Origin of the sequence: Streptococcus sp. HMSC063B03, assembly GCF_001836965.1 — a bacterium.
GTDB lineage: Bacteria > Bacillota > Bacilli > Lactobacillales > Streptococcaceae > Streptococcus > Streptococcus pneumoniae_F.
Map to the genome: position 1 here is coordinate 104,835 of NZ_KV831016.1, position 25,985 is coordinate 130,819.

General features: G+C 36.2%; 25 protein-coding genes, 5 pseudogenes and 1 riboswitch. Of the genes and pseudogenes, 8 read left to right on the forward strand and 22 right to left on the reverse strand.

The features are described 5' to 3' along the window. Nucleotides 1–18: 18 nt before the first annotated feature. The 7 genes and pseudogenes from HMPREF2628_RS11205 to HMPREF2628_RS02625 all read right to left on the reverse strand — a co-directional run bounded on the left by HMPREF2628_RS11205 (nt 19) and on the right by HMPREF2628_RS02625 (nt 6,224). Entirely contained in the window at nt 19–1,416 is a 1,398-nt protein-coding gene (locus tag HMPREF2628_RS11205; protein ID WP_306806762.1) for a restriction endonuclease subunit S, read from the reverse strand. Nucleotides 1,417–1,713: 297 nt separating this feature from the next. Then, nucleotides 1,714–2,751 (reverse strand): annotated as a pseudogene (locus HMPREF2628_RS11030) (type I restriction-modification system subunit M); the annotation flags it as partial. A 21-nt stretch (nt 2,752–2,772) separates the two neighbouring features. After that, entirely contained in the window at nt 2,773–3,177 is a 405-nt protein-coding gene (locus HMPREF2628_RS11035) for a type I restriction-modification system subunit M N-terminal domain-containing protein (protein WP_070842251.1), read from the reverse strand. A gap of 127 nt (nt 3,178–3,304) precedes the next feature. Beyond that, nucleotides 3,305–3,615: pseudogene (locus tag HMPREF2628_RS02610) on the reverse strand (DUF5960 family protein). Nucleotides 3,616–3,643: 28 nt separating this feature from the next. Continuing rightward, nucleotides 3,644–4,507, reverse strand: a pseudogene (locus HMPREF2628_RS02615) (ImmA/IrrE family metallo-endopeptidase). A 130-nt stretch (nt 4,508–4,637) separates the two neighbouring features. Beyond that, nucleotides 4,638–5,519 (reverse strand): hypothetical protein, encoded by an 882-nt coding sequence (locus tag HMPREF2628_RS02620; protein WP_070842252.1) that lies wholly within the window; start codon nt 5,517–5,519, stop codon nt 4,638–4,640. A gap of 363 nt (nt 5,520–5,882) precedes the next feature. Next, complete coding sequence (locus HMPREF2628_RS02625) at nt 5,883–6,224, reverse strand: helix-turn-helix domain-containing protein (RefSeq protein WP_049486644.1); 342 nt, start codon at nt 6,222–6,224, stop codon at nt 5,883–5,885. Nucleotides 6,225–7,084: 860 nt separating this feature from the next. Between HMPREF2628_RS02625 and HMPREF2628_RS02630 the strand changes: the two are divergent. The 4 genes and pseudogenes from HMPREF2628_RS02630 to HMPREF2628_RS02645 all read left to right on the forward strand — a co-directional run. Next, nucleotides 7,085–7,297: pseudogene (locus tag HMPREF2628_RS02630) on the forward strand (cytoplasmic protein); the annotation flags it as partial. 152 nt (nt 7,298–7,449) lie between these two features. Continuing rightward, the gene (locus tag HMPREF2628_RS02635) at nt 7,450–7,998 is read left to right on the forward strand and encodes a YqeG family HAD IIIA-type phosphatase (protein ID WP_049509859.1); all 549 of its coding nucleotides are present in this window, start codon (nt 7,450–7,452) and stop codon (nt 7,996–7,998) included. Next, nucleotides 7,982–8,818, forward strand: coding sequence for a VanW family protein (locus HMPREF2628_RS02640; protein ID WP_070842253.1), 837 nt, complete (start codon nt 7,982–7,984; stop codon nt 8,816–8,818). Before HMPREF2628_RS02635 ends, HMPREF2628_RS02640 begins: the two co-directional genes overlap by 17 nt. A gap of 58 nt (nt 8,819–8,876) precedes the next feature. After that, nucleotides 8,877–9,533 carry a beta/alpha barrel domain-containing protein gene (locus HMPREF2628_RS02645; protein WP_257375272.1) on the forward strand — a complete coding sequence of 219 codons (657 nt, stop codon included), beginning with the start codon at nt 8,877–8,879 and terminating at the stop codon, nt 9,531–9,533. An 884-nt stretch (nt 9,534–10,417) separates the two neighbouring features. Here HMPREF2628_RS02645 and cadX read toward each other — a convergent pair. After that, nucleotides 10,418–10,756 carry a Cd(II)/Zn(II)-sensing metalloregulatory transcriptional regulator CadX gene (cadX, locus tag HMPREF2628_RS02650; RefSeq protein ID WP_000711088.1) on the reverse strand — a complete coding sequence of 113 codons (339 nt, stop codon included), beginning with the start codon at nt 10,754–10,756 and terminating at the stop codon, nt 10,418–10,420. An 11-nt stretch (nt 10,757–10,767) separates the two neighbouring features. Further along, complete coding sequence (locus HMPREF2628_RS02655; protein WP_000615750.1) at nt 10,768–11,382, reverse strand: CadD family cadmium resistance transporter; 615 nt, start codon at nt 11,380–11,382, stop codon at nt 10,768–10,770. A gap of 28 nt (nt 11,383–11,410) precedes the next feature. Between HMPREF2628_RS02655 and HMPREF2628_RS11040 the strand changes: the two genes are divergently transcribed. Together HMPREF2628_RS11040 and HMPREF2628_RS11255 are read left to right on the forward strand one after the other, a co-directional pair. Beyond that, nucleotides 11,411–11,584, forward strand: a complete 174-nt coding sequence (locus HMPREF2628_RS11040) for a FanG protein (protein ID WP_071788300.1) — start codon at nt 11,411–11,413, stop codon at nt 11,582–11,584. Nucleotides 11,585–11,835: 251 nt separating this feature from the next. Next, nucleotides 11,836–12,213, forward strand: a pseudogene (locus tag HMPREF2628_RS11255) (hypothetical protein). A gap of 461 nt (nt 12,214–12,674) precedes the next feature. Here HMPREF2628_RS11255 and HMPREF2628_RS02660 read toward each other — a convergent pair. The 4 genes from HMPREF2628_RS02660 to HMPREF2628_RS02680 all read right to left on the reverse strand — a co-directional run bounded on the left by HMPREF2628_RS02660 (nt 12,675) and on the right by HMPREF2628_RS02680 (nt 14,671). Further along, nucleotides 12,675–12,869 (reverse strand): hypothetical protein, encoded by a 195-nt coding sequence (locus HMPREF2628_RS02660; protein WP_000469564.1) that lies wholly within the window; start codon nt 12,867–12,869, stop codon nt 12,675–12,677. Next, entirely contained in the window at nt 12,850–13,182 is a 333-nt protein-coding gene (locus HMPREF2628_RS02665) for a hypothetical protein (RefSeq protein WP_001220782.1), read from the reverse strand. Before HMPREF2628_RS02665 ends, HMPREF2628_RS02660 begins: the two co-directional genes overlap by 20 nt. A gap of 359 nt (nt 13,183–13,541) precedes the next feature. Next, on the reverse strand, nt 13,542–14,381 hold the full coding sequence (locus HMPREF2628_RS02675) for a phage replisome organizer N-terminal domain-containing protein (RefSeq protein ID WP_070842254.1): 840 nt from the start codon (nt 14,379–14,381) through the stop codon (nt 13,542–13,544). A gap of 8 nt (nt 14,382–14,389) precedes the next feature. After that, nucleotides 14,390–14,671 carry a hypothetical protein gene (locus tag HMPREF2628_RS02680; protein WP_000005472.1) on the reverse strand — a complete coding sequence of 94 codons (282 nt, stop codon included), beginning with the start codon at nt 14,669–14,671 and terminating at the stop codon, nt 14,390–14,392. Between the two features lie 147 nt (nt 14,672–14,818). Here HMPREF2628_RS02680 and HMPREF2628_RS02685 point away from each other — a divergent pair, with 147 nt between their 5' ends. Both HMPREF2628_RS02685 and HMPREF2628_RS02690 read left to right on the forward strand, forming a co-directional pair. Continuing rightward, nucleotides 14,819–15,337, forward strand: a complete 519-nt coding sequence (locus HMPREF2628_RS02685) for a helix-turn-helix domain-containing protein (RefSeq protein WP_000181350.1) — start codon at nt 14,819–14,821, stop codon at nt 15,335–15,337. A gap of 51 nt (nt 15,338–15,388) precedes the next feature. After that, nucleotides 15,389–16,543 (forward strand): site-specific integrase, encoded by a 1,155-nt coding sequence (locus HMPREF2628_RS02690; RefSeq protein WP_070842255.1) that lies wholly within the window; start codon nt 15,389–15,391, stop codon nt 16,541–16,543. Nucleotides 16,544–16,674: 131 nt separating this feature from the next. Here HMPREF2628_RS02690 and rpsI read toward each other — a convergent pair whose 3' ends face one another. The 9 genes from rpsI to HMPREF2628_RS02735 form a co-directional block, all read right to left on the reverse strand. After that, nucleotides 16,675–17,067 carry a 30S ribosomal protein S9 gene (gene rpsI, locus HMPREF2628_RS02695; protein ID WP_000075964.1) on the reverse strand — a complete coding sequence of 131 codons (393 nt, stop codon included), beginning with the start codon at nt 17,065–17,067 and terminating at the stop codon, nt 16,675–16,677. Between the two features lie 18 nt (nt 17,068–17,085). After that, a complete protein-coding gene (gene rplM, locus HMPREF2628_RS02700) occupies nt 17,086–17,532 on the reverse strand; it encodes a 50S ribosomal protein L13 (RefSeq protein WP_001044624.1) in 447 nt (148 codons plus the stop codon). A 215-nt stretch (nt 17,533–17,747) separates the two neighbouring features. Further along, nucleotides 17,748–18,947 (reverse strand): ABC transporter permease, encoded by a 1,200-nt coding sequence (locus HMPREF2628_RS02705; protein ID WP_070842256.1) that lies wholly within the window; start codon nt 18,945–18,947, stop codon nt 17,748–17,750. Further along, nucleotides 18,944–19,837: an ABC transporter ATP-binding protein gene (locus HMPREF2628_RS02710; protein WP_070842257.1), complete on the reverse strand. Its 894-nt coding sequence runs from the start codon at nt 19,835–19,837 to the stop codon at nt 18,944–18,946. Before HMPREF2628_RS02710 ends, HMPREF2628_RS02705 begins: the two co-directional genes overlap by 4 nt. Before the next feature lie 234 nt (nt 19,838–20,071). Further along, the gene (gene pheT, locus HMPREF2628_RS02715; protein WP_070842258.1) at nt 20,072–22,477 is read right to left on the reverse strand and encodes a phenylalanine--tRNA ligase subunit beta; all 2,406 of its coding nucleotides are present in this window, start codon (nt 22,475–22,477) and stop codon (nt 20,072–20,074) included. A gap of 76 nt (nt 22,478–22,553) precedes the next feature. After that, nucleotides 22,554–23,030 carry a GNAT family N-acetyltransferase gene (locus HMPREF2628_RS02720; RefSeq protein ID WP_070842259.1) on the reverse strand — a complete coding sequence of 159 codons (477 nt, stop codon included), beginning with the start codon at nt 23,028–23,030 and terminating at the stop codon, nt 22,554–22,556. A gap of 24 nt (nt 23,031–23,054) precedes the next feature. Further along, the gene (gene pheS / locus HMPREF2628_RS02725; RefSeq protein ID WP_000103743.1) at nt 23,055–24,101 is read right to left on the reverse strand and encodes a phenylalanine--tRNA ligase subunit alpha; all 1,047 of its coding nucleotides are present in this window, start codon (nt 24,099–24,101) and stop codon (nt 23,055–23,057) included. Nucleotides 24,102–24,373: 272 nt separating this feature from the next. Next, nucleotides 24,374–25,024 carry a phosphatase PAP2 family protein gene (locus tag HMPREF2628_RS02730; RefSeq protein ID WP_070842260.1) on the reverse strand — a complete coding sequence of 217 codons (651 nt, stop codon included), beginning with the start codon at nt 25,022–25,024 and terminating at the stop codon, nt 24,374–24,376. Continuing rightward, nucleotides 25,014–25,577, reverse strand: coding sequence for an ECF transporter S component (locus tag HMPREF2628_RS02735; protein ID WP_000185834.1), 564 nt, complete (start codon nt 25,575–25,577; stop codon nt 25,014–25,016). The genes HMPREF2628_RS02730 and HMPREF2628_RS02735 overlap by 11 nt, the downstream gene beginning before the upstream one ends. 153 nt (nt 25,578–25,730) lie before the next feature. Next, a riboswitch (FMN riboswitch) is annotated at nt 25,731–25,965 on the reverse strand. Nucleotides 25,966–25,985 lie beyond the last annotated feature (20 nt).

The following is a 25,985-nucleotide window of genomic DNA, read 5'->3' on the forward strand; positions in this document are numbered from 1 at the left end:
GAATGACTCTTCATCTCTTTAGACAAAGAGTTCATTCAAATAGGCTTTTTTCAAATCTTTTAGTTTATCGAGTTTTTGTTGTTGGAGAGTGATAGATTTGTCAAGTTTTTGGAAAAAATTACCAATTGCTTGTTGTTCAGTAATAGAAGGAAATAAAATAGAAACTTCCCCAATTTCATTTTTATTAATTTTCTTTGGAAAAGCAATATGAAGTGTTCTACTCCATAGTTCTTTTTGAAAATTGATGGATGAAATAGAAGTATTTAAAAAGTTACTATCAAGCTGAGTAGATCGAATTAAGGCCAAACTTACATAAAACGCTAATTTACTATCAGTATTCACAACATTAGACGTTCCAATGTCTCCAATTCTTGTCATCAAAACATCTCCATTTTGAGGAGAAATTTTAAAATCTTTTTCAAAATCAGCCTCAGAAATATACTTGTTTGATTTTAGAGTTTTTATATTTTCAACACTTAAAAACATTATGCCATCTGTTGTATATCTAGGAGTTTGATGTGTTCCATCATAAATTTCTGATACTTCTCCCAACTTCTTCTCTTCCCACTCCCCTTCAAAACCAGGGAAGCGACATTTAGGTACTCGTTCTCCCTCTGCTGGGAAGAGTTCCTTCATCATTGCTTCTAGTTCTTTCTCAAGTTTAGAGATTTCATCATCCAGACTATCTAAAGTCTCAGAATAACGATTATTTAATTCCTCCAACACTGCAATCTCGGCTTTTAGAGGGGATTTGACTAATTCTTCAATTTTGTCAAGAACTGAACCAAACCACTTTTTGTAAAGGACCTGATCTACTTCTGCATCTGTCAATTGTACGATACGTTCTGCAACTAACTCTTTCATTTCAAGTTCTTTTGTTTTAATGGCCTTATTGACAGTTGATTTTTCTTTGGTTAAGTCATCCACTTTCTTGAGAAGTTCATAGTCGACAGAACCTTTTTCAGCTTCCTTCAAGCTAGCTTTCACTAGTTTACTTTCAAAACTATCTTGGGCTTCTCCCTCATCGTTCTTTTTGAGAGTGTCGAAGAGAGCATTATACTCATCACTGTCTTCAACCTTGGCATTTTCTACTAGCTCACTCAACTCGCTATCAATTTCAGAAACACGGGATTTGAGACCTTCGATATCAGCTAGCTCATCCCCATAAAACTCACTAGCGATTAGTTCATTCGGAATGATAACGCCGTTCCATCCGTCTTGAACTTTTTCCTTATTCTTACCTTTGGTAACCATGTTAGGTTCACGAGTTCGACCAGCCTTATAAAAACCTAGTTGCTCAATCAACTCTACATCGTGAGACAGGTAATTAGTCCAAATCTCTGCTATAATTTGGTAGCCATCATAGATACTCAATTGTTTAAATTCTGATAATCGATCTTTGATAGCTGCCAACATCTCTTCTCTTAGTTGTCGAGGACTGATATCAGAGTTCAATTGGTGCAATTTTGCCCAGTATTCTTCTAAGTATTCTTGGATAGAAGCTATTACTTGCACCGTTTCTTCTGTCACTACTGGACTAGATAGTACTGCTTCTGAAAATTCTTCAATAGATTGATTCAATTCAAAGTAACCAGGGCGCTTCTCAGTTAGTGCCTGACCCAGTAGTTCTGGATCCACCTGATGAAGGGCTACTAAACTCTTGATATTGTTTTCTGGAATGCCACCGTATAGATGGGCCTCCACATCATGAGGAATTTCTTCATCAATAGCTGTCACGTAACGAGGGATGTTCATGTTGAACTCGTTTTGAATCAACTCTTGACGACTTGCTAAATGGCTATAGCCTTTTTCTTCGACACGATTCTTGTAAACATCTACAATTTTCGCAATATCTTTCTCTTGGAGGACATTTTGTTTCCCAACTTTGATAAAGTTACGGGATGCATCAATGAAAAGAACTGGTTCGTTTAATTCACGATTTTTCTTCAAAATAATAATACAAACCGGAATACCTGTATTTGTAAAGAGATTACTTGGTAAACCAATAACTGCGTCAATCTGATTTTTCTCTAATAGACGTTTTCGAATTTCACCTTCTGCAGAACCACGGAAAAGGACACCGTGTGGTAAAACAATGGCCATCGTTCCAGTCGTAGATAAGTGATATAGTCCATGAAGAAGGAAGGCGAAATCTCCTTTTGAATCTGGAGGAAGGACACCTGCAATTTCAAAACGCGGGTCACTTGGTTTAAGACCGGCACGATTCCAATTTTTAATCGAATAAGGAGGGTTCATAACGACTGCATCAAACTGGACTCCTTCATTTGGACGTTCCGGATCTTCCGGCCAGTCTTGCCCAAGAGTATCCCCATTTTTGATGCTCATTTTCTCTGGACGAACTCCATGAAGTAAGAGATTCATTCGAGTCAAGTTATAGGTTGCTGTGTTCTTTTCTTGTCCGTAGTAATTGAGACTTTTCTGTAGTTCTTCTGATAAATGTTTTTTAACAGTTAACAAGAGAGAACCTGAGCCGACTGTTGGGTCGTAGATAGAAGTAATCTTTTGATTTGTCGCTACAATCTGCGCCATAACTTCACTGACTTGATGTGGTGTGTAGAATTCTCCAGCCTTCTTACCTGATTCCATGGCAAATTGACCGATCAAGTACTCATAGGCATCTCCAAGTACATCTCCATTTTGAAGAGTCACCATATCCAAATCTTCAAACAATCGGATTAAGGCTTGAATATTTTTATTTCGCTCATTTAAATTGCTTCCTAGAGCTGTATCAGTTAAATCAAGAGTTGAGCTCTAGAAGAGACCTTTGAAATCATCTGAATCATTTGTAAAAGCAATGCTACGTTCGAATTGGTTGAGACTGTCAGTGACTTTTTGAACTTCAAAATTCCCGGCATTCATATCTTGGACCCATGCTTGATATAGATGTTCAGGGCGCACAAAATATCCCAAGATATCCTGAATCATTTTTTCTAGTTCAGTACCATATTCCTGATGAGCGTTTTTATATTCTTCAAACCAATCTTCTTCCTTAGACAGACCTGCGGTTGTCGCAAATGTTTTCAGAGTCTGGTCACTCAAAAATTTATAAAACATAAGGCCCAACATGTAGTCTTTATACCGACTAGCATCCATGGACCCACGTAATTCATTTGCACCATTCCATAAACGAGCTTTAATTTCTTCTGATGTAATCATCTAACTCCCCTTTTTAACGTCTTTTAAAGAATCATTTTGCTAAAATGTTCATTATTTGAAATCGCAACCATTGGCCTTATATTAGGCCAAACTCCAAATATATTATCTATAAAATTATATCATAAAATTAGAGCTTTTGTACGTTGTGGTTACAAAGAGAAGAGTTTAAATATCTAAAAAATCTTATTGGATAGTTGTTTAGCATTTTTATTTCGAACCAAAAATAATGGTCTCTCCCGTCTTTCGTTTTATCTTTATTTAATACAAAAAATTTTTTTGGTTGATTGCCATAGTTCTTAAGATTTCATCAATTAAAAAAGTTAAAGGAATATTCATCGAAGAATATTTTTGAAAGTACTCTACAAATCTAAAATAATCTTCTGAGAAATAGTCCATCTGCAATTTATTTTCATAATACTCTTTTCTATATGTATTCATTTTGTTTGATTGACCTGTTTTTGTCCTTTCATTGCATTAATAGTAATTGTAATTCTGCTTTCTTTCTCGCTTCTTGATCTGTTATTTTTGTACTATCCCACGCATATGCTAGTGTTTTCCCTTTATTATAAATTAACCAAATTCTTAAATTATCTATACTTTCTCTAAGTTCTTTCCAATTATTCTAGTTTACTAATTCTGGCAGTTCCTGACTTGAAACAAATCCCTGTTCAAAAATACGATTTTGGGTCTGAACCTTTAGAGAAGCACTATATTGATTGAACTCATCAATCAATTGTTGTTTTATTTCATGAAACAAACTACGTATTGAAGAATTTTTCATCTCCAGATAGTCATTAACAGCATGTTTAATTTTAACTTCCCCATTTGGAAAATACACTCGTAACAAATCTATCAAACGAAAGTACAGAGCTCGTTTTGAAACCTCTAAACTTTCTTGTACTCCCTGAAAACTATCACAACTGTAGTAGATTTTAGATAATAAGACAATATCCGGCATTAACACTACAGCAGAAAAAATATTTGCCTCACGCTCTAGTAAACTTTCCTGATTGTCGACAGATTCTGTAAAACATGTACCGTTATGGTTTAGAACAAAATGGCCTAGTTCATGACACAGGGTGAAATTCTGCTTAACTTTAGGGTTATCCTTCTCATAAGAAAAACTAATACCAAATTCATCAATTATTGTTAATCCTTCAATATTATTATTCGTAAAGTGATGGCTCATCACATGAATTTTATTCATCTTTACACAATGATAAAAAAATAAATTGAAATGATATTTTAGTAGAGGAATATTATTATCTTTCATGTACTGATATAATCGTTGTTTTGTAACATTGCTTACTCTAGTATAAAATTCATCCAACGAATCATACCTCCTTTAGTACAGCGTGGCAACTAAACCTAATTGATTGAGTTTATTATATAAAAAAAGCGGACAGATGTCCACTAAATAATAATTTATATAGTCAATTATTCACTATAAACTTCATAGTCTAAATATCAAATGTTACTTTAGCATATTTTTGCGCTGCTTCATATTTATCAAATACAAGGTCTTTTTGTAAATCTTTTACTGTATCCAAAGAATAGTTAAAGTCAAGTAAATCTGGATTATGATCTCTTATTAAACAATAAAAATAACCATACATACATGTTTTTTCTTGTTTATAATTTGGAATTCTTATTTTAATAGTATGTCTATATTTACTTTTTATTTTATTGCTTTTACTTTTCAACTCTACTATATAAGAAAGGACACAACTTTCCTCAACAAATACCGTAAAATAAATATCTGAAATATTTTCAATATGTTGAGAACAAGGTCTTTCTTCCTTTTTCGTAGTTTTGCTTAAATTAAAGAAAGGAACCTCTTGAATAGACGGTCCTGGAGCAGCACCTAGGCAAGTTTCAAAGTGACCAGTATCTCTATTATATAATCCTACACCTTTAGGAATTTGATTTTTATGGTCTTCAAACTGAATCTCTATAGAAATATACTCTTCATTATTTTCAAATATGTCCTTGTACTCAAGTAAATCAATGTTATGTTGGCTTATTACTGCACCAGGAGATAACGTTGAACTGATTGAGATAAACGAATCAAGTCTAACCTTATCCCTTGTACCTTTCTTAATTGCCGAGACAGTAATATTAATATTGCCAGTCTCTCCTATCTGATTACCATTATTATAAGCAATTAACAAGTACTTTTGTTTATCTTTATAAAGACCACCATCATACCTTATGTCTGCAAGATTATTTGTTTCTTTTCTTATTCTATTAAGGGCAATTGATGATATTACTTCTGGATTTATAGTCTTTACTGTAACTTTATTATAAATTAGATTTGAATATTGATTCGTGGAATCATCCACTAGTTCTGGTACACCAGTAAAACTATTTACATTGTATATTTCTTCAGCCTCAATCGTAATTTTTTTGCGTTTATTGTATTTATCCTTTAAAAAATGTAATAAAAAAGGTCCTACGATTACAGAGAAAATTATTGCAAAAAGACCACCATTTTTAATTACACTATTGAAAATATCGTTTATAATATCCTAGTTCCTCTCTTTCATAATTTATAGAAATCATGTAATCTTTTCCATCATTCAAATCATGTTATAAAAGCATAGGTACCACACTTTTTTGTCAGAAAATAGTCACTACACTGACACGAATATTTTTAGAATGTTGCACCATTGGTTAGACCACTTTTAATTCACAATTCTAGTTCATTATATTCTTTTATTAAAAGCCTTCTTACGTTCTTCCATAAATTCAATTAATTCATTTTTGAAGATTTCTTTTTCTTCATCAGTCAAACCTTTTGAATTCATGCGAAAAAGCAATTCAATATTGTCTAATTCATCAGATTTTTCTTCTGAGTTTCCAACTAGATAATCAACTGGCACATCAAAAAGATTAGCGATTTTTAGCAAATTTTCTTGGGTTGGATTTTTCTTACCTCCCTCCCAATCAGCATAGGAAGACTGCCCAATTCCTAATTGTTTTGCCAGCTCAACTTGAGTCAGGTGAGCTTCTTTTCGTAATTCTTTTAAGCGCTCTGCAAACAGCATCGTTATTCCTCTTCAATTTTTTAAAAAATTATAAAAACCTCTTGATAAATATCGCTTTAGGCGATAAAGCGTAGATATTGCTGATAGCGATATTAGAAATCTAAATAATAGCCCCTACTAATTGAGCTCATTAACAATTAAATAAAAAGTGCGTCTGACAACCAGAGGACTGATTGCCAAAACTACACTAAACTTCGTAACTTTATTGTAAACGTTTTGGAAAGAAAAGTCAAGTCCCTAAATGGTTGAAGTGAAGATATAAAACATTTTTGTGGGCTTCCACGCATTTCGGACTTTCGCACTTTTCCGAATAGTAAAGTGAACTGGCTTCGCCAAAGGGCGTAAGAGAACCCAATGGGTATGATAATGACTACCTATTTAGATTGGCTGGGAAAGCGGTGGTAATTCATGCAAAGCACCTTGCTAAACGTTGCCACCGTGGAAAGAGGGATTTTTCCAACCAAATAACTTTTCTTTACTGCAGTCTATCTAATAAGATAGATCTACTCTCAAGCTACTAAGTTCTTTCCTTTTTTCACTTAGTAGCTTTTTTACTTATTACAATAACGGAGAATGATATGACAAACTTTTTTCGCACTACAATGTAAACGACTTTACGATAATTACACTTTTACTTATAGAATATTCAGTTCATCTGATAAGCTAACCGCACAGCTATACGCTCAAGCTTTGAATGATTTAGATTCTTTAGCAAAGAAATCACTCATCACTGGATTTTCTCATGCTGAAGTGGCATTCTATACTAGAATGTTTAAACGTAAACTCTCTACTCACTACTACTCAAGAGTGAAGCTACCAGCTTAACTCTTTTTATTTTACAATCAGAAAGGAAAAAACTTATGATCCCAGAAACTTTAAAAATGAAACCAGAATTTATCGGTCCAGCCTACTACGAAAAATTAGGGAATGCTCCTCGTTATGTATTTGGTAAAGAAGGAAAGTACCAAAGACATATTCTAAATAGTGAAACTCACGGAGCCTTCCACGTTATTACACCTGCTTCTACCACTGTCTTTCCAGAAGATGCTCTTGTTGAAGCAGTTAAAAGTATTTTAAAACAACATCTACTATAAAACAATTTTATATAATTTTTTAAAAATTGAATATTAATCACATCACTCTCAAACAGATATAGTACTGTTGACCTTGTTCTATATATGTGCTAGAATTATTGATATATATTCAATGAAAGGCTTTACACAATATGTTTCCATTCATGCCAGCAGCACGAGCAAAAACTGTTTTTGATATCCCCTATCAAAGATTATATCAACTTGGTTTTAAAGGATTAATTTTTGATATCGATCAAACTCTTGTGATGCATGGCGCCCCCGCTACAGAACAAGTTATTGAACTATTTCAAAATCTCAAAGCCATTGGTTTTCAAATTTTTCTTTTGTCAAACAACGACGAAGAAAGAATATCAGAATTTAATCAACACTTATCTGTGCCTTTTATTCCTCTTTCTGACAAACCAAATCCTAAGAACTTTAAAAAAGCTCTTGACATGATGCAGCTAAAACCATTTGAAACAGTTATGATTGGAGATCAACTTTTTACAGATGTGCTCGGAGCTAGTCGTGCAAATATCTCCACTATCTTAGTTGATTTTTTATATGATCCTAAAGAAGGCGGAATTGGTAAAAAACGATGGGTTGAAAAATTAATACTTCATACTTACCCATTTTTGAGACAAAAAAATAAAAATTTAGATGTGATCAAAAAGGAGAAACAACATGGTTTTTTGGAATAAGGATCTATTATTTTGTGAAATTAGTCCTACAACATATAAAATCTCTTTAAAAAAAGAAAATCTAAAACGACATATACAAAACTTTAAACAAGGAAAAAAATTCTCTAAGATTCGTCAAGAAAAGATATTACCTAACTTAGTTTCATCATATTCAACTCAACTGATAAAACATGGTCCTGGAATTGATATTAATCTTCAAAAAGGAAAAGCTACCAACATACAGATTGCTAGTAAAACTCTAAATAACATTATCATCCATCCAGGGGAGGAATTTTCTTTTTGGAGTTTAGTTGGTAATACAACGAAGAAAAAAGGATACCAGGAAGGGCGAGTTATTATTAATGAGAAAGTAGAACCTGGTATTGGCGGAGGGCTATGTAATTTAGCTAACTTGCTTCATCTTTTAATTGTTCATAGTCCTATGGAAATTACAGAATTTCATTCTCACTCTGATGCATTAGACCCTGATAAGGGGACTCGGAAACCATTTGCGAATGGAACTTCTGTACAGTATAATCATCAGGACTATCGTTTTAAAAATAATACTGACCAACTTATTCAATTGAGAACATGGACTGAAAATGAGATTCTCTTCGGGGAATTAAGAAGTGAATCACAATTTCCGTTCACTTATCAGATAGTTGAAGAAAACCATCATTTCAAAAAAGAAGGCAATTATTACTATCGCAACTCCATGATTTATCGTGAAAAACTTGATAGAATTACTGAACAATCTTTGGAAAAAGAGCTTATTTTGAAAAATCATTCAAAAGTCATGTACGATCCGAAACTCATTCCTAAAGAAATGATTAGACAGTGACCTAAGTACTTTTATTTTTAAGAAAAAGAAATTAGAATTAACATCAAAAGGAACATTTATGAACTCACCTAAATTAATTGTTATGCTGACGCATAATGATCACACAATTGAAAATGCACGAGAAATCTTCGAATCATGTAAGAACACCAAAGCCGAATTTTGGGGATTTAAAGAAAAACCACTTCCAATTTCGGAAATGAAGTCTTTATTTTCAGAAATGAAATCTTACGGTAAAACTACTTTTCTTGAAGTTGTGGAATACGATGAAGAGAATGGTCTTCAAGGTGCACGAATTGCAAAAGAATGCGGATGCGATGTTTTAATGGGGACTGTCTACTTTGATTCAATCAATCAATTCTGCAAAGAAAACAACATGAAATACATGCCATTTGTTGGACAAATTACTAATCGCCCATCTATTCTAGAAGGTTCTATCGAGGACATGATTTCTGAAGCAAAGGAATATCTAGCAAAAGGAGTTTACGGATTTGACTTGCTAGGGTACCGATATACAGGTGATCCTGTCAAACTAAACAATGCTTTTGTTCAAGCTATAGAGGCTCCCGTTTGTTTAGCTGGAAGTGTTGATAGTTATGAACGTTTAGATAAAGTCATTGAGGCAAATCCTTGGGCATTTACAATCGGAAGTGCATTTTTTGAAAAAAATTTGGTACAGAAATTCACGAACAGATTAATAATGTTTGTAATTATATAGAGAAATAAGGTATAGTATACTTTGAAATTAATATACTCTCCTATATCAAATAAATTTTATTTTTATATCAACAAACTACTCTCAAAAAATGAGACTTTTAATCTCACTTTTTGAGAGTAGTTTTGTATTTTGACTATCACTTTAGTAAATATTCAGCAAAAGATATTATAATTTTTATACTAAAAATAAGATCGAGCATTTTTAAAAATATGTATTAAAAATATTTCATGTTTCTGCTGTAAAAATCAATGTTGGAAATTCTTGAGTTTTTATCAAAAAAGACATCCAAGAGAAAATTCTTGAATGTCTGTAAACGTTGATATAATAGCATTGATTAACGTTTTGAGGCAACTGACCTCGTCAGATTGCAGCCACATTTGTAAGCGACTAAAGTCGCAACAACTGTGTCAATTGCCCCAATTTAGTAAGAAAGTACAAAAAGAACACCCCGAAAGGTGCTCTTTGTAAGTATAGTAATTCTCTCGAATTAACGTTTACTAAATTGTGATGCTTTACGAGCTTTCTTAAGACCTGGTTTTTTCTACATTATGATATTTATGGTAAATTATCACTAAAATCAAGTAATTTTAAGAGATAAATCCTCAATATTTACATATATAATCCTTTTGAAAATCGAGAGGTTATCAAAGGGTTATCACATTTTAGTTTTCGGAGCTTATGTAGTTGAGAAATACGAAATACTGTATCATAAAGATGATGTACAGTTTAGCAACAAATATACAGTTTCTTCGTGCCTGGACAATTTCTTTTTCTATACTGAAGATATTTAAACAGTTCTATATATTATTTCTTGTGAGTAATTTTCATCAAAAAATTTCATAGAGTAGCTCCCTAGAATCATGGAAAAGTAGTAAAAATAGTTGTTATCCTAGTTGATTAAAAAAATCCCTGATTTCCTCATCTTTTATAAAATAATATATAATTTTCCCCTCTCTTCTAGTGCCCAAGATGTTTTGATTGGCTAGTTTACGAAGATGGTGGGAAGTAGATGCCATACTGAGATTTAGTAAACAGGCTATATCACAGACACAGAGTTCTTCAACAGCAAGAAGATAGAAGATGATATTTATCTGTTTATTATCGGTAAATTTTGTTAAAATGCGAAGTGATTTTTGGACTTTTTCCTTTTCAAGGTAGTTCGTTGCGGTTGTAATATTTTGCTGATTTATAACATTCACTTGGCAGATACTATCTTTTTTCATAATATTTTCTCCTAGCCTAATATAGTCCATAGTATGTCAAAACTGTTATTTTCAATCAGGATATATATCCCCAATCCTAAATAAACAACGGCAATAAACCATCTGCTATATTTTTCCAAAATTTCTCCAACAGAAGAGACTTGTGCCAATTTTTGGGCAGAAAAAACCAAGAGATAAATCATGACTAGAAAGGTAAGTAAAGCTACTATCAAATTTGCTAAATTTAAGGTAGTAAAATATGGAACAAAGACACCAATATTGTCAGCACCACAACTTGCAAAAGTAATCATAGCGACTAGAAATATCAGGTTTTTATTATCTTTGCGCAAACCTTCTTTGGCAATAGCTTCTCCATCAGAATCTCCTAAAAGCAAAACTTTGAGACCTAGGAAAATTGGAATCAAACCGAGTAAACCTAAAATCTCTTTACTAGGAATATAATTTAAGACAAATGCAAAAAGCAAACTTAGCAATATTAGACTAACAGAGCCTAGAAATTGTCCTAAATAGATGTTAATGATGTCTTTTCTGCTTTTTCTTTTGGCAAAAAATAACATTAGGATAATAAGTAAGTCTACGGCTGTCCCAGAATACAGGATTATTGAAGTAACAACATTTTGAATCATAAAATACCTCATTCAAATATATTTTTGAATGTATTCTAACATTAAACTTTGTAGATGTCAACTTAAAATCCACCAAAATATAGATAAGAAGTTAGTGTACCAAATATTAAAAAGCCCTGCCATCGAAATGACAGCAGGGCTTAACTTCAATATCCAGATAATATATTTATCTAAAAAAGGTACAGTTTTTATTGATTTGTAGTGCGATATAATGAGTTTCCAAAAATCAGAAATCGCTTAAAATCAATATTTTGACATCTATTGACGTGTACTGAAACCCTTACTTAACCTCTGTAAGGATATAATTACGGTACCAGTATATCATAAATAATAACAAAATCTTGACTTTCCGAAACATAATGATTTTCCCGAAAGAAAGAGATCAACCTAAAAAATTACTGTCTTACTTATGTAATGTTTCTTTAATATAATATAGAAATAAAAAGTATGTAAATGAAAAGATTTATCACATTACTTTTAGTGTCTCTATCTACAATTTTATTAATTGCATGCTCTAACCAATCAAGCAATTCTTTAGATGGCGAATACCGTTGAATAAACGAGAGTAGAAATGAAGTTGCCTTTACCATTTCAGGTAACAAAGGAAATAGCAACAAAGGAGAGGCCGACACCTTTACAATTGATAAAGACAGTGCAACAATCGAACCGACTGGCTCTAATATCATAAACCGAAAAGAGAATTATACCTTCAAGGATGACGTATTCACTGTAGATATTTCAGGAACAAAGCAGGAGTATTACAAAAAGGATAGTGAAGAAATACAGCGACAAGTAAAACCCTCAAACTATTTGATATTCTTTATACAATAAAAACGCTTTTGTACTGACCCCAAAAGTTAGATTTTTTCTGTCTAACTTTTGGGGGTCAGTACACACCCGCATAGCGGGTATTTTTTTGTCTCGCACCTAGCGGAGTGAGACAGGCTAATAGTCACATAATAAAAAATTTACTTAAAGTCAGATTTTAAATACTTTAGAATAGTTCTTTCTAAAACTTACTCCCAAATTTTTTTGCTCGTATAATTCATCAGGGGTTTGGGGATTCCCCAAAATTCAAATCATCCCAAAAAGTACATACACTTTGTGTATACAAATTTTAGGATGATTTTGGGAGTGTGTGTATACAGACTCTGAGCTCGCAAAGTCATATTATGAGAAATCTTTCCTTCTCGATAAAATAATCCCAAAAATCAATTTGACTGTCATTTGTGTGTACAAATATTTTAAGAAGATATATAAAAAAACGCTGCAAAATTTTTAACAGCGTTTCCTTATTTTAAAATTCTCATATGTCTTTCTTTTTTATGGTTAGCATCATAGTATTCCAGCATCGCATGATACAAACGAGCCTTCGTTTTATCTTGTTGTTTAATTCCATGAAGAAATAATTCTGCTCGCTTTAATTTCAATATGTATTCACATATCTGATCAAAATCCTTATCCATATTACTTTTGAAAATAAACATCTTTTTCCTCCATCACATCAACTATTTTTTGCATCAAAATAGACATATCCATTTTGTTTTCATAGCTTATTCTCCCAACTACAGTTGCAAGACGGGCTATAGAATTGATATTCTTTCCGACTTGTTCCAACTCTTCTGTTAAAGGAACTAAACCTTCAAAAGAGACTTTTTGGATGTTCAAATCTGTTCGTATTAATTTTTGTCTAGCAAACTCAGAAAAATTACGAATATTTTCCTTCCTCATACAATCATTTAATTTTTTATTTTCTTCTTCCGTCAAAAACACCTGTTTCAACACAGATTTTATTCTCATGGTCCTATCACCTCGTTTTCTTATTTAGTCGTTTTACAAGTTCTTTCACTTGTTTACTTGTCTTCTTTTCATATTCTATCATCAGCTCAACGCAGTAGTGAAATATCCTTACATTATCCAAATCCTCACTTTGTTCTGCTATTCTTTCTAACTGACGTAAGTTATTGATAATTCTTCTAACTTGAAATATAAAGTCATGATAAGATTCAAAATCAAATTGAAGATAAATAGGCGAGCTCTTAAATAACATTTTTCTGGCATAAGAGGAAAAACTTAGATGATTTGTCATTTCAATCAAGTTATTCACTATTTCATTTTGCTCCTCAGTGATGTAACATTTCTTTAGAACAGTCCTATATCTACTCATTTATCATATACTTCTTTCGGGCATTTTCATGGGCAATAGCTTTGCACTCCAGCATACGTTCCTGCTTTAAATTCTCTATAGACTTAAATAAATACGCCAAAGGAGACGTCGCATCCTCAGGAATCCGTTCAATCATGCTAATGACTTCATCACTAGTTACATACCCACTAGCCAAATACTCGCCTATCTTCATCTTCTGAGCATGTGTTAAAGTGTAATTGTTAGGATACAAAAATCTATCATTGTACTTATAAGAAATGGATTCTAACAAAGAATAATATTTGGGTGGAATATAAGTTTCAGGCTTTCTAGAACTATTATCCAGTATATTCTCAATCTCTTTCTTATTCTTACTCTTGTTCTTAATCTCTTGCGTTACATTATCATTTTCATCCGTTACTGTAACGTTACAGTCTAAAACGAGTTGTGGCTCGCCTGTAATTAGTGCTTTTTGTTTTTGTCTATGACGAGCAACACGTTCCCTAGTTTGTTTTCTAATCTTTTCTAGTCCATCTATATTCTGATGTTTCTCCCATTTTGGAATGGTAATAGCGCCATCTATGATTTCTATCATGCCAAATTCTTCAAACATGCTGAGAGCTAATTTTACAGATGTAGCCTTTCGCCTAAACACTGTTGAAAGCATCTCTTCTGTGTAATAAACCTTGTTCCCTAGACTTAATATGCCACTATTATTTTGCTTTCCTGCAAGCACCAGAATTTTAAACCATATTACAATAAGAGTATCTCCTTCTGGCATTGATTCTATTAGCTGAATTTTTTCATCATCAAATATATCTGTTGTTATCTTGATCCACTGAACACCATTCATACGAGTACCTATCTTTCATATTGCTTCAACCATCGTGTTACTGCTCTTTTATCGTATAAAGTCACTCCATCAATCACCATGGTTGGCATTCCTTCTTTCGTCCATTTTTGGATTGTTGTCGTAGATACATCTAACCACCTAGACAAACCTGACATACGAACCATAGGTTTATAAAGTTCTTTATCTTCAAATACTCTTGCTACAGCATTTGAAATCATCTCATCATAGTGAGCACGTAATTGCTTCTCTAATTCTTTAGGAAGCTGGACAACTAAAGTAGTTTCCGACATAAATTCACACCTCATTTCTAAATTAAATAAGCTCCGAAACCATTTAATTTGTTATTCATTTTGAATTATATATCCTTTTTGAATTTTTGTCAAGCTTTTTTATTCAAAAAGAATAAAATGTGTTATAATGATAAAAAGGAGGTTCTTATGACGAATCATATTACTAAACTGATAGAAAATAGCGGAAAAAAATTGACAGAAATTAGCGAAGCTACAAATATAGCCTATCCTACACTTTCTGGATACAATCAAGGAATCCGCAAACCTAAAAAAGACAATGCTGAAAAATTAGCAAAATACTTTAATGTTTCCGTCGCTTACATTATGGGACTTGATAGCAACCCACACGCTCCATCAAATCTTAAAATTGTTACAGATAGTTTCAAAACATCTAAAATTGGTTCTGTAACACCTTTTAAAAGCGATATGGAGAAATTAAAGAAAAGTATCGAATTTGGCGAAAGGGCATTAACACTGCCACTTGATGATAGTTTTTCAGATGAATTTCGTCACATATTCTCAGAATACCTAGCTGAGAAAAACAAACGTTTTATGTCTGAGTTTATAGACTATATGAATCACCAAAATAAAGATTCTAAAGTTTGGCAGAGCTGGATTAAAACAGACGAATACGCTATCCGACAAGAAGATAGAAAAAATAGATAGACACTCATTTCTCAATTACATAAGCTCCGAAAACTTAGATACGGAGAAAAAATGTCTATACACAAATACAAAACAAATAAAGGAATTCTATACTATGTCAGCTTTTACATTGGCTTAGATGCTTATGGAAAGAAAAAAAGGCACTTAAAGAGAGGGTTCAAAACCAAAAAAGAGGCAAAATTGTACGAAGCTCGTTTAGAAGCTGGTGTCGTTGCCCCCACAGTAAGTACCGACAAACCTAACCCCCAAGTCACTTATAAAGAACTTTATCAAGAATGGTTTAAGGCCTATGTTGGTACCGTTGAAGAAACAACTTCTTCCCAAACTAAGAATATCTATCGAATACATATTCTACCAATATTTGGCGATAAATTTATTGACCAAATCAGTCCTTTAGACTGTCAAAACTTTATTACACAAAAATCTCAGACTTTCAAAAATATCAAACAGATAAAATCCTATACCTCAAAAATTTTTGATTTTGCAATCAACATGAACTACATTGATCGAAATCCAATGAAGAATGTTATCATGCCTAAAATCAAAAAAACTAGATCAGATAATTTTTGGTCTCTGGAGGAATTACATCATTTCCTTGATATAGTGAAAGAAACTGAGCCATTTAAACATTTTGCTTTATTTAGACTGCTTGCATTTAGTGGACTACGAAAAGGGGAGTTATACGCTTTAAAATGGGCTGATATTAACTTTGACAGCAATCTATTGAACATAGATAAAAGTCTAGGAAGAATTGACGGTAAAGCGATTGAAAAGAGCACGAAGAATGAATCTTCAGTTCGTACAATCTATCTTGATGATGAGACAATCGATATTATTAAGCAATGGAGAAATTTCTATCTGAAAGAACAATCTCAGCTTCCTCTTACAAAGCTGAATATTAGTGATGAATATATGTTCTCTTACATATCAAGTAATGACAAAATTGAACCTTTGCATGCTGATTACATTAATAACGTACTGAATCGAATTATTAAAAAGCATAAATTAAAACCAATTAGCCCACATGGGTTTAGACATACACATGCAACACTTATGTCTGAAATTGGAATCGATCCTTCTAATACATCAAAACGTCTCGGTCATGCAAGCAGTCAGGTGACATTAGATGTCTATACTCACACCACAAAAACTGGTGAGAAAAACTCTATTGACAAATTTGCAGACTATCTCAATAAAGCAAAATAAATCATGATTTTAAAAATTTAGAAGAGGTTATCAGAAGGTTATCACAAAGCTATTTGAGCTCAAAAATCGACAAAAAAGCACTTTGCAAAATTTTTGCAAAGTGCTTTGAAACGTTGATATAATCGTATTGATTAACGTTTTGAGAATTGTGATGCTTTACGAGCTTTCTTAAGACCTGGTTTCTTACGTTCAACTTTACGTGAGTCACGTGTAAGAAGTCCTGCGCGTTTCAATGAATCGCGGAAGTCTGGGTCTACTTGAAGAAGGGCACGAGCGATACCGTGACGGATAGCTCCTGATTGACCAGCGTATCCACCACCTACAACGTTAACGAAAACGTCGTATGAACCTGCAGTTGAAGTAACCGCGAATGGTTGGTTGATTACAAGACGAAGGTCAGCGTGTGGGATGTACTCTTCAACATCTTTTTTGTTAACAGTGATTTTACCAGTTCCTGGAACAAGGCGAACGCGTGCAACAGCGTTTTTACGACGTCCAGTACCTGCATATTGTGCTTGTGACATACTTTATTGTTCCTTTCCTTAGATAAGTCCTGAAATATCAAGAACTTCTGGTTGTTGTGCAGCGTGAGTGTGCTCAGCTCCAACAAATACTTTCAACTTCATACCTTGAGCGCGTCCAAGAGTATTGTGTGGAAGCATACCTTTAACTGATTTCTCGATCAAACGTACTGCATTTTTAGAACGAAGTTCACCTGCAGAGATTTGTTTCAATCCACCTGGGTGGTTTGAGTGAGTGTAGTAGATTTTATCAGTTGCTTTTTTACCAGTCAATTTAACTTTTTCAGCATTGATAACAATCACAAAATCACCTGTATCAGTGTGTGGTGTAAATGTTGGTTTGTTTTTTCCGCGAAGTACGCTAGCAACTACTGCAGAAAGACGTCCAAGTGGTACATCAGTTGCGTCAACTACGTACCATTTACGTTCAACTTGGCCTGGTTTAGCCATAAATGTTGTTTTGTTCATGATTTCTCCTATATATAGTTCGATTTTTGTTTACGGTGATGGGTGTTCCTTCCCATCGAAAAGTATTTGGAAGGTTCCGGGGCCTTTCAAATGGGGTAAACAATACCGCCTACTATAATACCAAATTTCACCCCTAAAAGTCAATAGATATGAAAAATATTTTTCTGAATTCCACTCTTTTTATCTCTAAAAAACCTCGCTTTCGCGAGGCTCTTCTATTTATAAGATAAGGCACGTTTAAAGGTTTTCCAAGGACCTAAATCATCTGTTTGCAGAACGAGACTAGCATACATACGCCCGATAAAGATTGTTGCTGTTACTGCAAAAGCAATCGTAATAGCAAGCGAAATCCATGCTTCTAACCCATTTGCATAACCATTAATAGCTCTAAACGGCATGAAGAAAGTCGAAATAAAGGGAATATATGAACCAATCTTCAAGATGAGATTGTCACCAGCTGCACCTAGAGCTGTCACTCCAAAAAAACCACCTATAATCAAAATCATCAAAGGCGACAAGGCTTTTCCTGAGTCCTCAGGACGAGAAACCATAGAACCTAGGAAGGCTGCTAAAACAACGTACATAAAGAGGCTAACCAAGACAAACAATAAGGTGTTGAGCGAGAAAGCTTCTCCTATATGATTTAAAATACCAGATTGTGCCAAGATTGGTAGGTCTTTAAAGAGAAGAATGGCAGCAAGTCCACCCACGACGTAAATGCCAATATGGGTCAAAATCACAAGAAGCAGAGCCAGCATGCGAGCGTAGAAATAATGACTAGCTCGGATACTAGAGAAGACCACCTCCATAATTTTGGTTCCTTTCTCGCTAGCCACTTCCTGAGCAGTGACACTAGCATAGGTAATCAAAATCATATAAAGGAAGAAACCAAGCCCTGCGGCCGCAATGGTTTGAACAATTTTTTTGTTTTCCTTAGATTCATCAATCTTCTCAGTAAAATCAACGGTTTGACTCAGGCGTTTTTCCTGTTCTTGAGACAAATTAGCCGCCGAGCGATTGAGTTGGTATTGCAGTTCGTTGAGCTTATTAGTTACTGCTAGCTTGATGCCTGTTTCAAGAGAAGTTTCACCATGATAGACGGCCTTGAGGACGCTGTCCTCTTGGTCAATGGTTAGGTAACCCTTGATTTTCTCATCTTTGATAGCAGCTTGGGCACTGGCTTCATCCTGATAATCAAAGTTGATACCATTGGTACCCTTGAGCCCATCTTCCACAGATGGCACAGTTGTTACTACTGCTATCTTACTATTCTTGGCCATAGAAGACCCTTGGAGGTAGCCAATTCCCCCAGATAGACCGATAAACAAGAATGGTGAAATCACCATAAAGAAGAAACTCCACGACTTGATGTGTCGAAGATAGGTTTCCTTGATTACAACCCACATATTTCTCATACTTCCACCCCTGATTCTAGTTTAAAGATTTCATCAATTGTTGGCGCTTGCTGGTCAAAGGTTGCGATGTATTGCCCCTGAGTCAAGATTGGGAAGAGTTCCCTTCCAGCGCTCTCATCCTCTAAGATCAATTTCCAACTGCCTTGTTTGGTCAAACTCACCTGCTTGACATGAGGAAGATTTTCCAATTCTTCCTTGCTTCGTTCACTTGAAACAAAGAGACGCGTTTTCCCGTATTGATTGCGGACATCCTGTACCGGTCCATGCAAGACCACACGTCCATCTCGAATCATGAGAATATCGTCACAAAGCTCCTCGACGTTGGTCATGACATGATCAGAAAAGATAATGGTTGCTCCGCGCTCTTTTTCCTGAAAAATAACTTGCTTGAGCAATTCTGTATTGACTGGGTCCAATCCACTGAAAGGCTCATCCAAGATAATCAAGTCTGGCTCATGAATCAGAGTAATAATGAGCTGAATCTTCTGCTGATTCCCTTTTGACAGACTCTTGATTTTATCAGTCAGCTTCCCTTTCACTTCCAACTTCTTCATCCATTGAGGGAGTTTTTCCTTGATTTCCTTAGCATCCATGCCCTTTAGAGTCGCCAAGTAACGAACTTGTTCAAGGACTGTCAATTTAGGCATGAGACTGCGTTCTTCAGGCAGATAGCCAATCCGAGCGTAGGTCTCTTGACGAATACCCTGACCATCTAGACTGATTTCTCCTTGATATTCTAAAAACTTCAAAATACTGTGGAAAATTGTTGTCTTCCCAGCACCATTTTTCCCGACTAGTCCTAAAATACGACCTGGTCGCGCTTGAAAGTCAATACCAAACAAAACTTGTTTGGATCCAAAACTTTTCTCTAGACTTCTTACTTCTAGCATATTTCACCTCCGAAATGTCTTGCACTCATTATACTCCTTTTTGATAGCCTTTACAATGATTTCTGTCCATTTTTATCATTCTCATTTTAGTAAAAAATCTTGGGGTACTTTGAGTTATGAGTACATTATACAGTGTAAACTCCAATTTATCTTCTCTGTTCCTCAACTGTCTATTTTTGATCCTGAATTGTTATTTGAAAAGCAAAAATCCACCCCGAAGGATGGATTGATGAGTTAACGCACTTCTGCATTCACTTTTTCTTCGAGAGAAGCTTGGACTTTTTCCATATAGCGTGCGACTTCTTCGTCCGTTAAGCTATCTTCCGGATTTTGGAAGGTCAAGCTATAAGCCATTGACTTCATACCAAGTCCCAATTTCTCACCTGAGAAGACGTCAAAGAGTTTGATATCTGTCAAACGTTTCACACCGGCAGCTTGGATAGCGTCCACAACTTCTTGGTGAGTCACTTCTGCCTTGAGGAGAAGGGCAACGTCACGGCTGACTGCTGGGAATTTAGTAATTTCTACAAATGGAGTAGCAGGTTGAAGGGCTACTTCGATGGCTGAAAGGTTGAGCTCAGCTACATAAGTTTCTGGAATATCGTAAGCCTTGGCAGTGACTGGATGCACTTGACCAAGGAAACCAAGAACTTGGTCACCGAGTGAAATCATAGCTGTACGACCTGGGTGGAGGCTTTCAATTTCAGCTGTAGCTGTATAGATCACTTCTAGTCCCAAACGAGCAAAGAGGGCTTCAAGGATTCCTTTAGCATAGAAGAAATCAACTGGAACTGCTGCTGTTTGGAAGTCTTTTTCAGCAACCAAGCCTGTCAAGGCAAAGGCAAAACTGTTGATCTCATTTGGAAGTTCTTCTTTTGGATTACCTGTTTGTTCAAAGACTTTTCCAATCTCGTAAAGGGCCAAGTTTTTGTTCTTACGAGCTACGTTATAAGCCACCGTATCAAGGATACCTGAAATCATATTTTGACGGAGGACAGAGCGGTCCACTGTCATTGGCCACATGAGTTCTGTAAGGTTACTTGGTTGAGCCGTAAACTCAACTGCTTTTTCAGGAGTTGTTAGAGCGTAGGTGATAATTTCTGTCAAACCTGCTCCTTCAGCAATGGTACGAACTTGACGTCGAAGTTTTTGTGTCGCTGTCAATTCACCAGCTGTCCCATCGTCTTTTGGTAGACTAGTTGGCAAGCGGTCATAACCATAGATACGAGCGATTTCTTCAAAGAGATCTGCTTCTATTGTGATATCCCAACGACGACGTGGTACGCTGACTGTAAAGCTGTCTGCATTTCCAGAAAGACCAAAGCCAAGACGACGGAAGACGTCTTCTACATCCGCGTAAGAAAGTTCTGTACCAAGGACACGGTTAACATCAGCAAGAGTTGAAGAAACTTCCACATCAGAGGTATCAAGCTCACCCGCTGAAACGATACCTTTACGCACCGTCGCACCTGCAAGTTCTGCAATCATGCTAGCTGCCGCATCAAGGGCTTCATTAACTGTTGCCACATTAATGCCTTTTTCAAAGCGAGAAGATGACTCAGAACGAAGGTTGAGGCGACCACTAGTCTTACGGATAGATTTTCCATTGAAAACAGCAGCTTCAAGGACAACACGACTAGATTTTTCAGAGATTTCTGTTGCTTGACCACCCATAACACCTGCAAGGGCTACTGGCTTGTCCGCGACAGTGATGACTAGGTCATTTGTTTCCAAGTCACGTTCTTCACCATCCAAGGTCACTAATTTTTCACCAGCACGCGCTTCACGCACACGGATGTCAGTTCCTTCAAAGGTATCCAAGTCAAAGGCATGCATTGGCTGACCAAAGTAGAGCAGGATGTAGTTTGTCACGTCCACCACGTTGTTAATAGGACGGATACCTTCATTCATAAGAAGGTTTTGCAACCATTGTGGACTTGGTGCGATAGTAACATTGTCCAAGATACGAGCTGCATAGTAAGGCGCCTTGTCTGTCTCAATGCCCACAGAAAGAGCATCTGCTGCAGCTTGGTCAGTTTCTGAAAGAGTAAATTCTTTAAAGTTGACTGCCTTATCATAGATGGCTGCCACTTCGTGAGCTACCCCACGCATAGAAAGAGCGTCTGCACGGTTTGGTGTGATAGACAGTTCGATGATTTCATCATCCAAGTCTAGATATGAGAAGACTTCATCCCCAGGAACGGCATTTTCTGGCAAGATTTGGATGCCATCTGCGAATTCCTTAGGCACAACTGAGTCAGAAATTCCCAATTCACCAAGTGAACAGATCATTCCAAGTGACTCAAGACCGCGGATTTTCCCTTTTTTGATCTTGTAATTGTCAGCAATGCGAGCTCCTGGAAGAGCCACCATAACCTTGATACCAGCACGCACATTCGGTGCACCACAGACGATTTGACGGGCTTCTTCTTCGCCAACGTTAACCTGACAAACATGGAGGTGAGTTTCTGGCACATCTTCGCAGGACAAGACCTCACCGACGACAATTTTTGAGAGACCAGCAGCCGGTGATTCGACACCTTCTACCTCGATCCCTGTAGTTGACATTTTTTCAGCCAACTCTTGCGATGGCACATCAATGTCCACCAATTCTTTTAACCATTTATAAGATACAAGCATAATTTAGTTCTCCAGAATGACCATTGCCACTCTAGTTCTTTTCCTTTCCTATCATTTCAATAGAAGAATCATCTTCTTACCTTAATTTCTTTCTCAGTAACCAATCTGTATCTACTTTTTGACCAACCATAAAATGATGTTGGCTAAATTTTTCAAAACCATATCGATTATAAAACGCTTGAGCTTTTGTATTATGCTCCCAAACACCCAGCCAAGCCCAAGAAAAACTATTATTTGTAGCAAGTTCCAGAGCGAATTCAAAAAGTTGCTTACCTAGTCCAAATCCTTGGAATTTTTGTAGCACATAGAGGCGTTGAATTTCAAAAGCATCCTCTAATTCTCTCTCAGTCTGAGCACTGCCCCAGTTGACTTTGAGAAAACCAGCTATCTCCTCTTCATGCATAATGAAATAGGTTTCGGATTCTGGATTTTCCAACTCAGTTGACAAAACTCTCAGACTATAAGCCTCTTCAAAGTATTCCTGTAACTGCTCTTCCGTATTATCATGAGCAAATGTTTCACGAAAGGTTTGTTTGGCAATTTTGGACAACACCCCAATATCTGCCTTTTCTAATCATTATTTAAACTGTTCTGAGAAGCGGACATCTCCTTGGTAGAATCCACGGATATCATTGATTCCGTAACGGAGCATAGCTACACGCTCTTGTCCAAGACCAAAGGCAAAGCCAGAGTAAACAGTCGCATCGATACCACTCATTTCAAGGACACGTGGGTGAACCATACCGGCCCCCATAATTTCGATCCAACCTGTTTTCTTACATACGTTACAACCTTCTCCACCACACTTGAAGCAAGAAACATCCACCTCAACAGATGGCTCTGTGAATGGGAAGTAAGAGGGGCGCAGACGGATCTGACGCTCTTCACCAAACATTTTTTGCACAATCAACTGAAGGGTTCCTTGAAGGTCTGCCATAGAGATGTTTTTCCCAACAACCAAGCCTTCGATTTGGTGGAACTGGTGACTGTGGGTCGCATCGTCTGTGTCACGACGGAACACACGCCCTGGCGAAATCATTTTCAAAGGACCTTTAGAGAAATCATGGGCATCCATAGCACGCGCCTGAACTGGAGACGTGTGAGTACGTAGCAAGATTTCTTCTGTGATATAGAATGTGTCCTGCATATCACGAGCTGGGTGGTCTTTTGGAAGGTTCATACGTTCAAAGTTATAGTAGTCTTGCTCCACTTCAAAACCATCCACGACTTGGTAACCCATCCCAATGAAAATATCTTCGATTTCTTCACTGGTTTGTGTCAAAACGTGACGGTGACCAGTAGCAACTGGGCGACCTGGAAGCGTCACATCGATACTCTCGCTAGCCAGTTGAGCTGCGACTTTCTTTTCTTCCAAGAGCTTAGCTGTTTCTTCAAAGGCTGCTGTCAAGACATCACGAGCTTCATTGACGTGTTTCCCAATGATTGGACGCATCTCAGCAGAAACATCTTTCATCCCTTTGAGGATTTCAGTGAGCGAACCCTTTTTACCAAGGACAGAGACACGCAAATCTTGCATCTCTTTTTCATTTTCAGCAGTAATCTGCTTCAAGCTAGCCAGCGTTTCTTCGCGAAGCGCTTTTAATTGTTCTTCAATAGTTGACATAATTCCTCCATCAGTCTCTCGTAGATAAAAAGAAAACCACATGCCAAAAACTCCACTCGGAGCGTTGACACGCGGTACCATCCGTTTTCATCTGACAAGTCAGACCTTCATTTCTAAATCCATGCGCAAGTGAATTCACCCAGCTTTCATATAGAGAGCTTGCAGTCACGGCTCTCCTCCCTGATATACTTCCCTTGAGTTACTAGTCTTGCGGATTCCTATTCAATTACTACTTAGTTTATCAGATTTTTACCATTCTTGCAAGACCTATCTCACTTCTGCTTGCTTTTAAATCGCCATTGGAAGCGAAGCTTGTCATAGAAGGGAAATTCGATAAACAAGACTCCCAAGCCCACACAGAGACTGGCAAGGACGTCTGATGGATAGTGAACTCCCAGATAGACCCTTGATACCAACACACTGACTAGGTAGAGAGCAAGGACGATTTGCACGATTTTTCTCCAGACTGGATTTTTAATCCGTTGACTGAGAATGACAATCAGAGAACCAACCATCAAGGTTACAGCCAGAGAATGGCCGCTTGGAAAGGAAAACCCCTTCTCCTCAACCAAGTGTAAAATAGCTGGTCGTGGGCGCTGGTAGATATTTTTAAAGGTAACGATTAAAAGAGCTGTCAAAGCCAGATTTCCCAGCATGAAGAAACTTTCTATCTTCCACCGCTTACGATAAAAAACAAAAGCTGCAATGACAACCCAAGTGATAATCACTGGAATATCAATCAAGCGTGTGATGGCCCTGAAAAGAATAGTCAAGTAATCTGGCAAGTCTCCTCGAACGGCAGTCTGTATCGGTTGGTCAAAACCGACCAGCGTTTCAGGGTAAAATTTGACCATATAGCCAAGAATAACGAAAAGTAAAAGGGCAAAACTGCCCTTCATTAAAAATGTTTGTTTATCTCTCATAATGTTTTAAGGTTGGTTTCAAGAGAACATACAACAACCAGAATGAAACGGAAAAGATTACACCCTCAATCAAGTTAAAAGGCAACACCATAGTCATTAGGTAGTTGGAAAGTCCCAAAATTTTTCCAATATCAAAGTTAGCAAACTTAGCGTACAAAGGAACAGCATAAACATAGTTGAGAACCAACATAGCCACGGTTAAACCAATAGTTCCAGCTAGAGAACCTAGTAGGAAACGAAGGGTTGTCCGTTCCTTTTTCCAAATCAAAGCAAATACGATGACAAAAACTCCCAAAGCCACGATATTCATTGGCAAACCAATGTAGGTATTCACTCCCTGGCTATTAAGAAGCAGTTTCAAGAGTGAGCGAAGCAAGAGAACTCCTAGAGCAGCAGGCAAATCCATGACCACCAAGCCCACAAGGACTGGCAAGATACTAAATTCGATCTTGAGGAAGGACGCCGCTGGTAAAAGCGGAAAGTCAAAGTACATCAGCACAAATGAGATGGCTGATAAAATCGCAATGGTCGAAAGTCGACGTGTGTTTGTCATAACAGGTTCCTCCAATTTTCTATAAAATCAGAAGAAGTTAGAAAGGATTCCTCTATCTATTCTCACTTTTTATATACCAAAAGTTCCCTAGCACTCTATTGAGCAAGCGGTTACAGTTTAGCTATAAATCTATCAAAACAGACAAAGCTATTCTTTCGTCTTCTCCCATCCAGACTATACTGTCGGTTGTGGAATCTCACCACATCAGCTTGCGCTCGCGGACTTCTTTAAAGAGAAGGAAATAGAGATTTTTCTTTTAGACTAGGCGACAAGCTGTAGGCATAACTTCTGGTTAGGCAAAGCTTGTCAACAAAGTATAAAAGGAAAAGATCATTTCCTAGTTAAAGTCACCGCCGGTCGGGAATCACACCCTGCCCTGAAGACTCTTTTATCATAACAAAAAACGCT

Coding starts and splice junctions, on each gene's coding strand:
- HMPREF2628_RS11205 (WP_306806762.1), bottom strand. CDS start 1,416: ATGTTGGCAGCTATCAAAGATCGATTATCAGAATTTAAACAATTGAGT.
- HMPREF2628_RS11035 (WP_070842251.1), bottom strand. CDS start 3,177: ATGATTACATCAGAAGAAATTAAAGCTCGTTTATGGAATGGTGCAAAT.
- HMPREF2628_RS02625 (WP_049486644.1), bottom strand. CDS start 6,224: ATGCTGTTTGCAGAGCGCTTAAAAGAATTACGAAAAGAAGCTCACCTG.
- HMPREF2628_RS02635 (WP_049509859.1), top strand. CDS start 7,450: ATGTTTCCATTCATGCCAGCAGCACGAGCAAAAACTGTTTTTGATATC.
- HMPREF2628_RS02640 (WP_070842253.1), top strand. CDS start 7,982: ATGGTTTTTTGGAATAAGGATCTATTATTTTGTGAAATTAGTCCTACA.
- HMPREF2628_RS02645 (WP_257375272.1), top strand. CDS start 8,877: ATGAACTCACCTAAATTAATTGTTATGCTGACGCATAATGATCACACA.
- cadX (WP_000711088.1), bottom strand. CDS start 10,756: ATGAAAAAAGATAGTATCTGCCAAGTGAATGTTATAAATCAGCAAAAT.
- HMPREF2628_RS02655 (WP_000615750.1), bottom strand. CDS start 11,382: ATGATTCAAAATGTTGTTACTTCAATAATCCTGTATTCTGGGACAGCC.
- HMPREF2628_RS11040 (WP_071788300.1), top strand. CDS start 11,411: ATGTATTCTAACATTAAACTTTGTAGATGTCAACTTAAAATCCACCAA.
- HMPREF2628_RS02660 (WP_000469564.1), bottom strand. CDS start 12,869: ATGTTTATTTTCAAAAGTAATATGGATAAGGATTTTGATCAGATATGT.
- HMPREF2628_RS02665 (WP_001220782.1), bottom strand. CDS start 13,182: ATGAGAATAAAATCTGTGTTGAAACAGGTGTTTTTGACGGAAGAAGAA.
- HMPREF2628_RS02675 (WP_070842254.1), bottom strand. CDS start 14,381: ATGAATGGTGTTCAGTGGATCAAGATAACAACAGATATATTTGATGAT.
- HMPREF2628_RS02680 (WP_000005472.1), bottom strand. CDS start 14,671: ATGTCGGAAACTACTTTAGTTGTCCAGCTTCCTAAAGAATTAGAGAAG.
- HMPREF2628_RS02685 (WP_000181350.1), top strand. CDS start 14,819: ATGACGAATCATATTACTAAACTGATAGAAAATAGCGGAAAAAAATTG.
- HMPREF2628_RS02690 (WP_070842255.1), top strand. CDS start 15,389: ATGTCTATACACAAATACAAAACAAATAAAGGAATTCTATACTATGTC.
- rpsI (WP_000075964.1), bottom strand. CDS start 17,067: ATGTCACAAGCACAATATGCAGGTACTGGACGTCGTAAAAACGCTGTT.
- rplM (WP_001044624.1), bottom strand. CDS start 17,532: ATGAACAAAACAACATTTATGGCTAAACCAGGCCAAGTTGAACGTAAA.
- HMPREF2628_RS02705 (WP_070842256.1), bottom strand. CDS start 18,947: ATGAGAAATATGTGGGTTGTAATCAAGGAAACCTATCTTCGACACATC.
- HMPREF2628_RS02710 (WP_070842257.1), bottom strand. CDS start 19,837: ATGCTAGAAGTAAGAAGTCTAGAGAAAAGTTTTGGATCCAAACAAGTT.
- pheT (WP_070842258.1), bottom strand. CDS start 22,477: ATGCTTGTATCTTATAAATGGTTAAAAGAATTGGTGGACATTGATGTG.
- pheS (WP_000103743.1), bottom strand. CDS start 24,101: ATGTCAACTATTGAAGAACAATTAAAAGCGCTTCGCGAAGAAACGCTG.
- HMPREF2628_RS02730 (WP_070842260.1), bottom strand. CDS start 25,024: ATGAGAGATAAACAAACATTTTTAATGAAGGGCAGTTTTGCCCTTTTA.
- HMPREF2628_RS02735 (WP_000185834.1), bottom strand. CDS start 25,577: ATGACAAACACACGTCGACTTTCGACCATTGCGATTTTATCAGCCATC.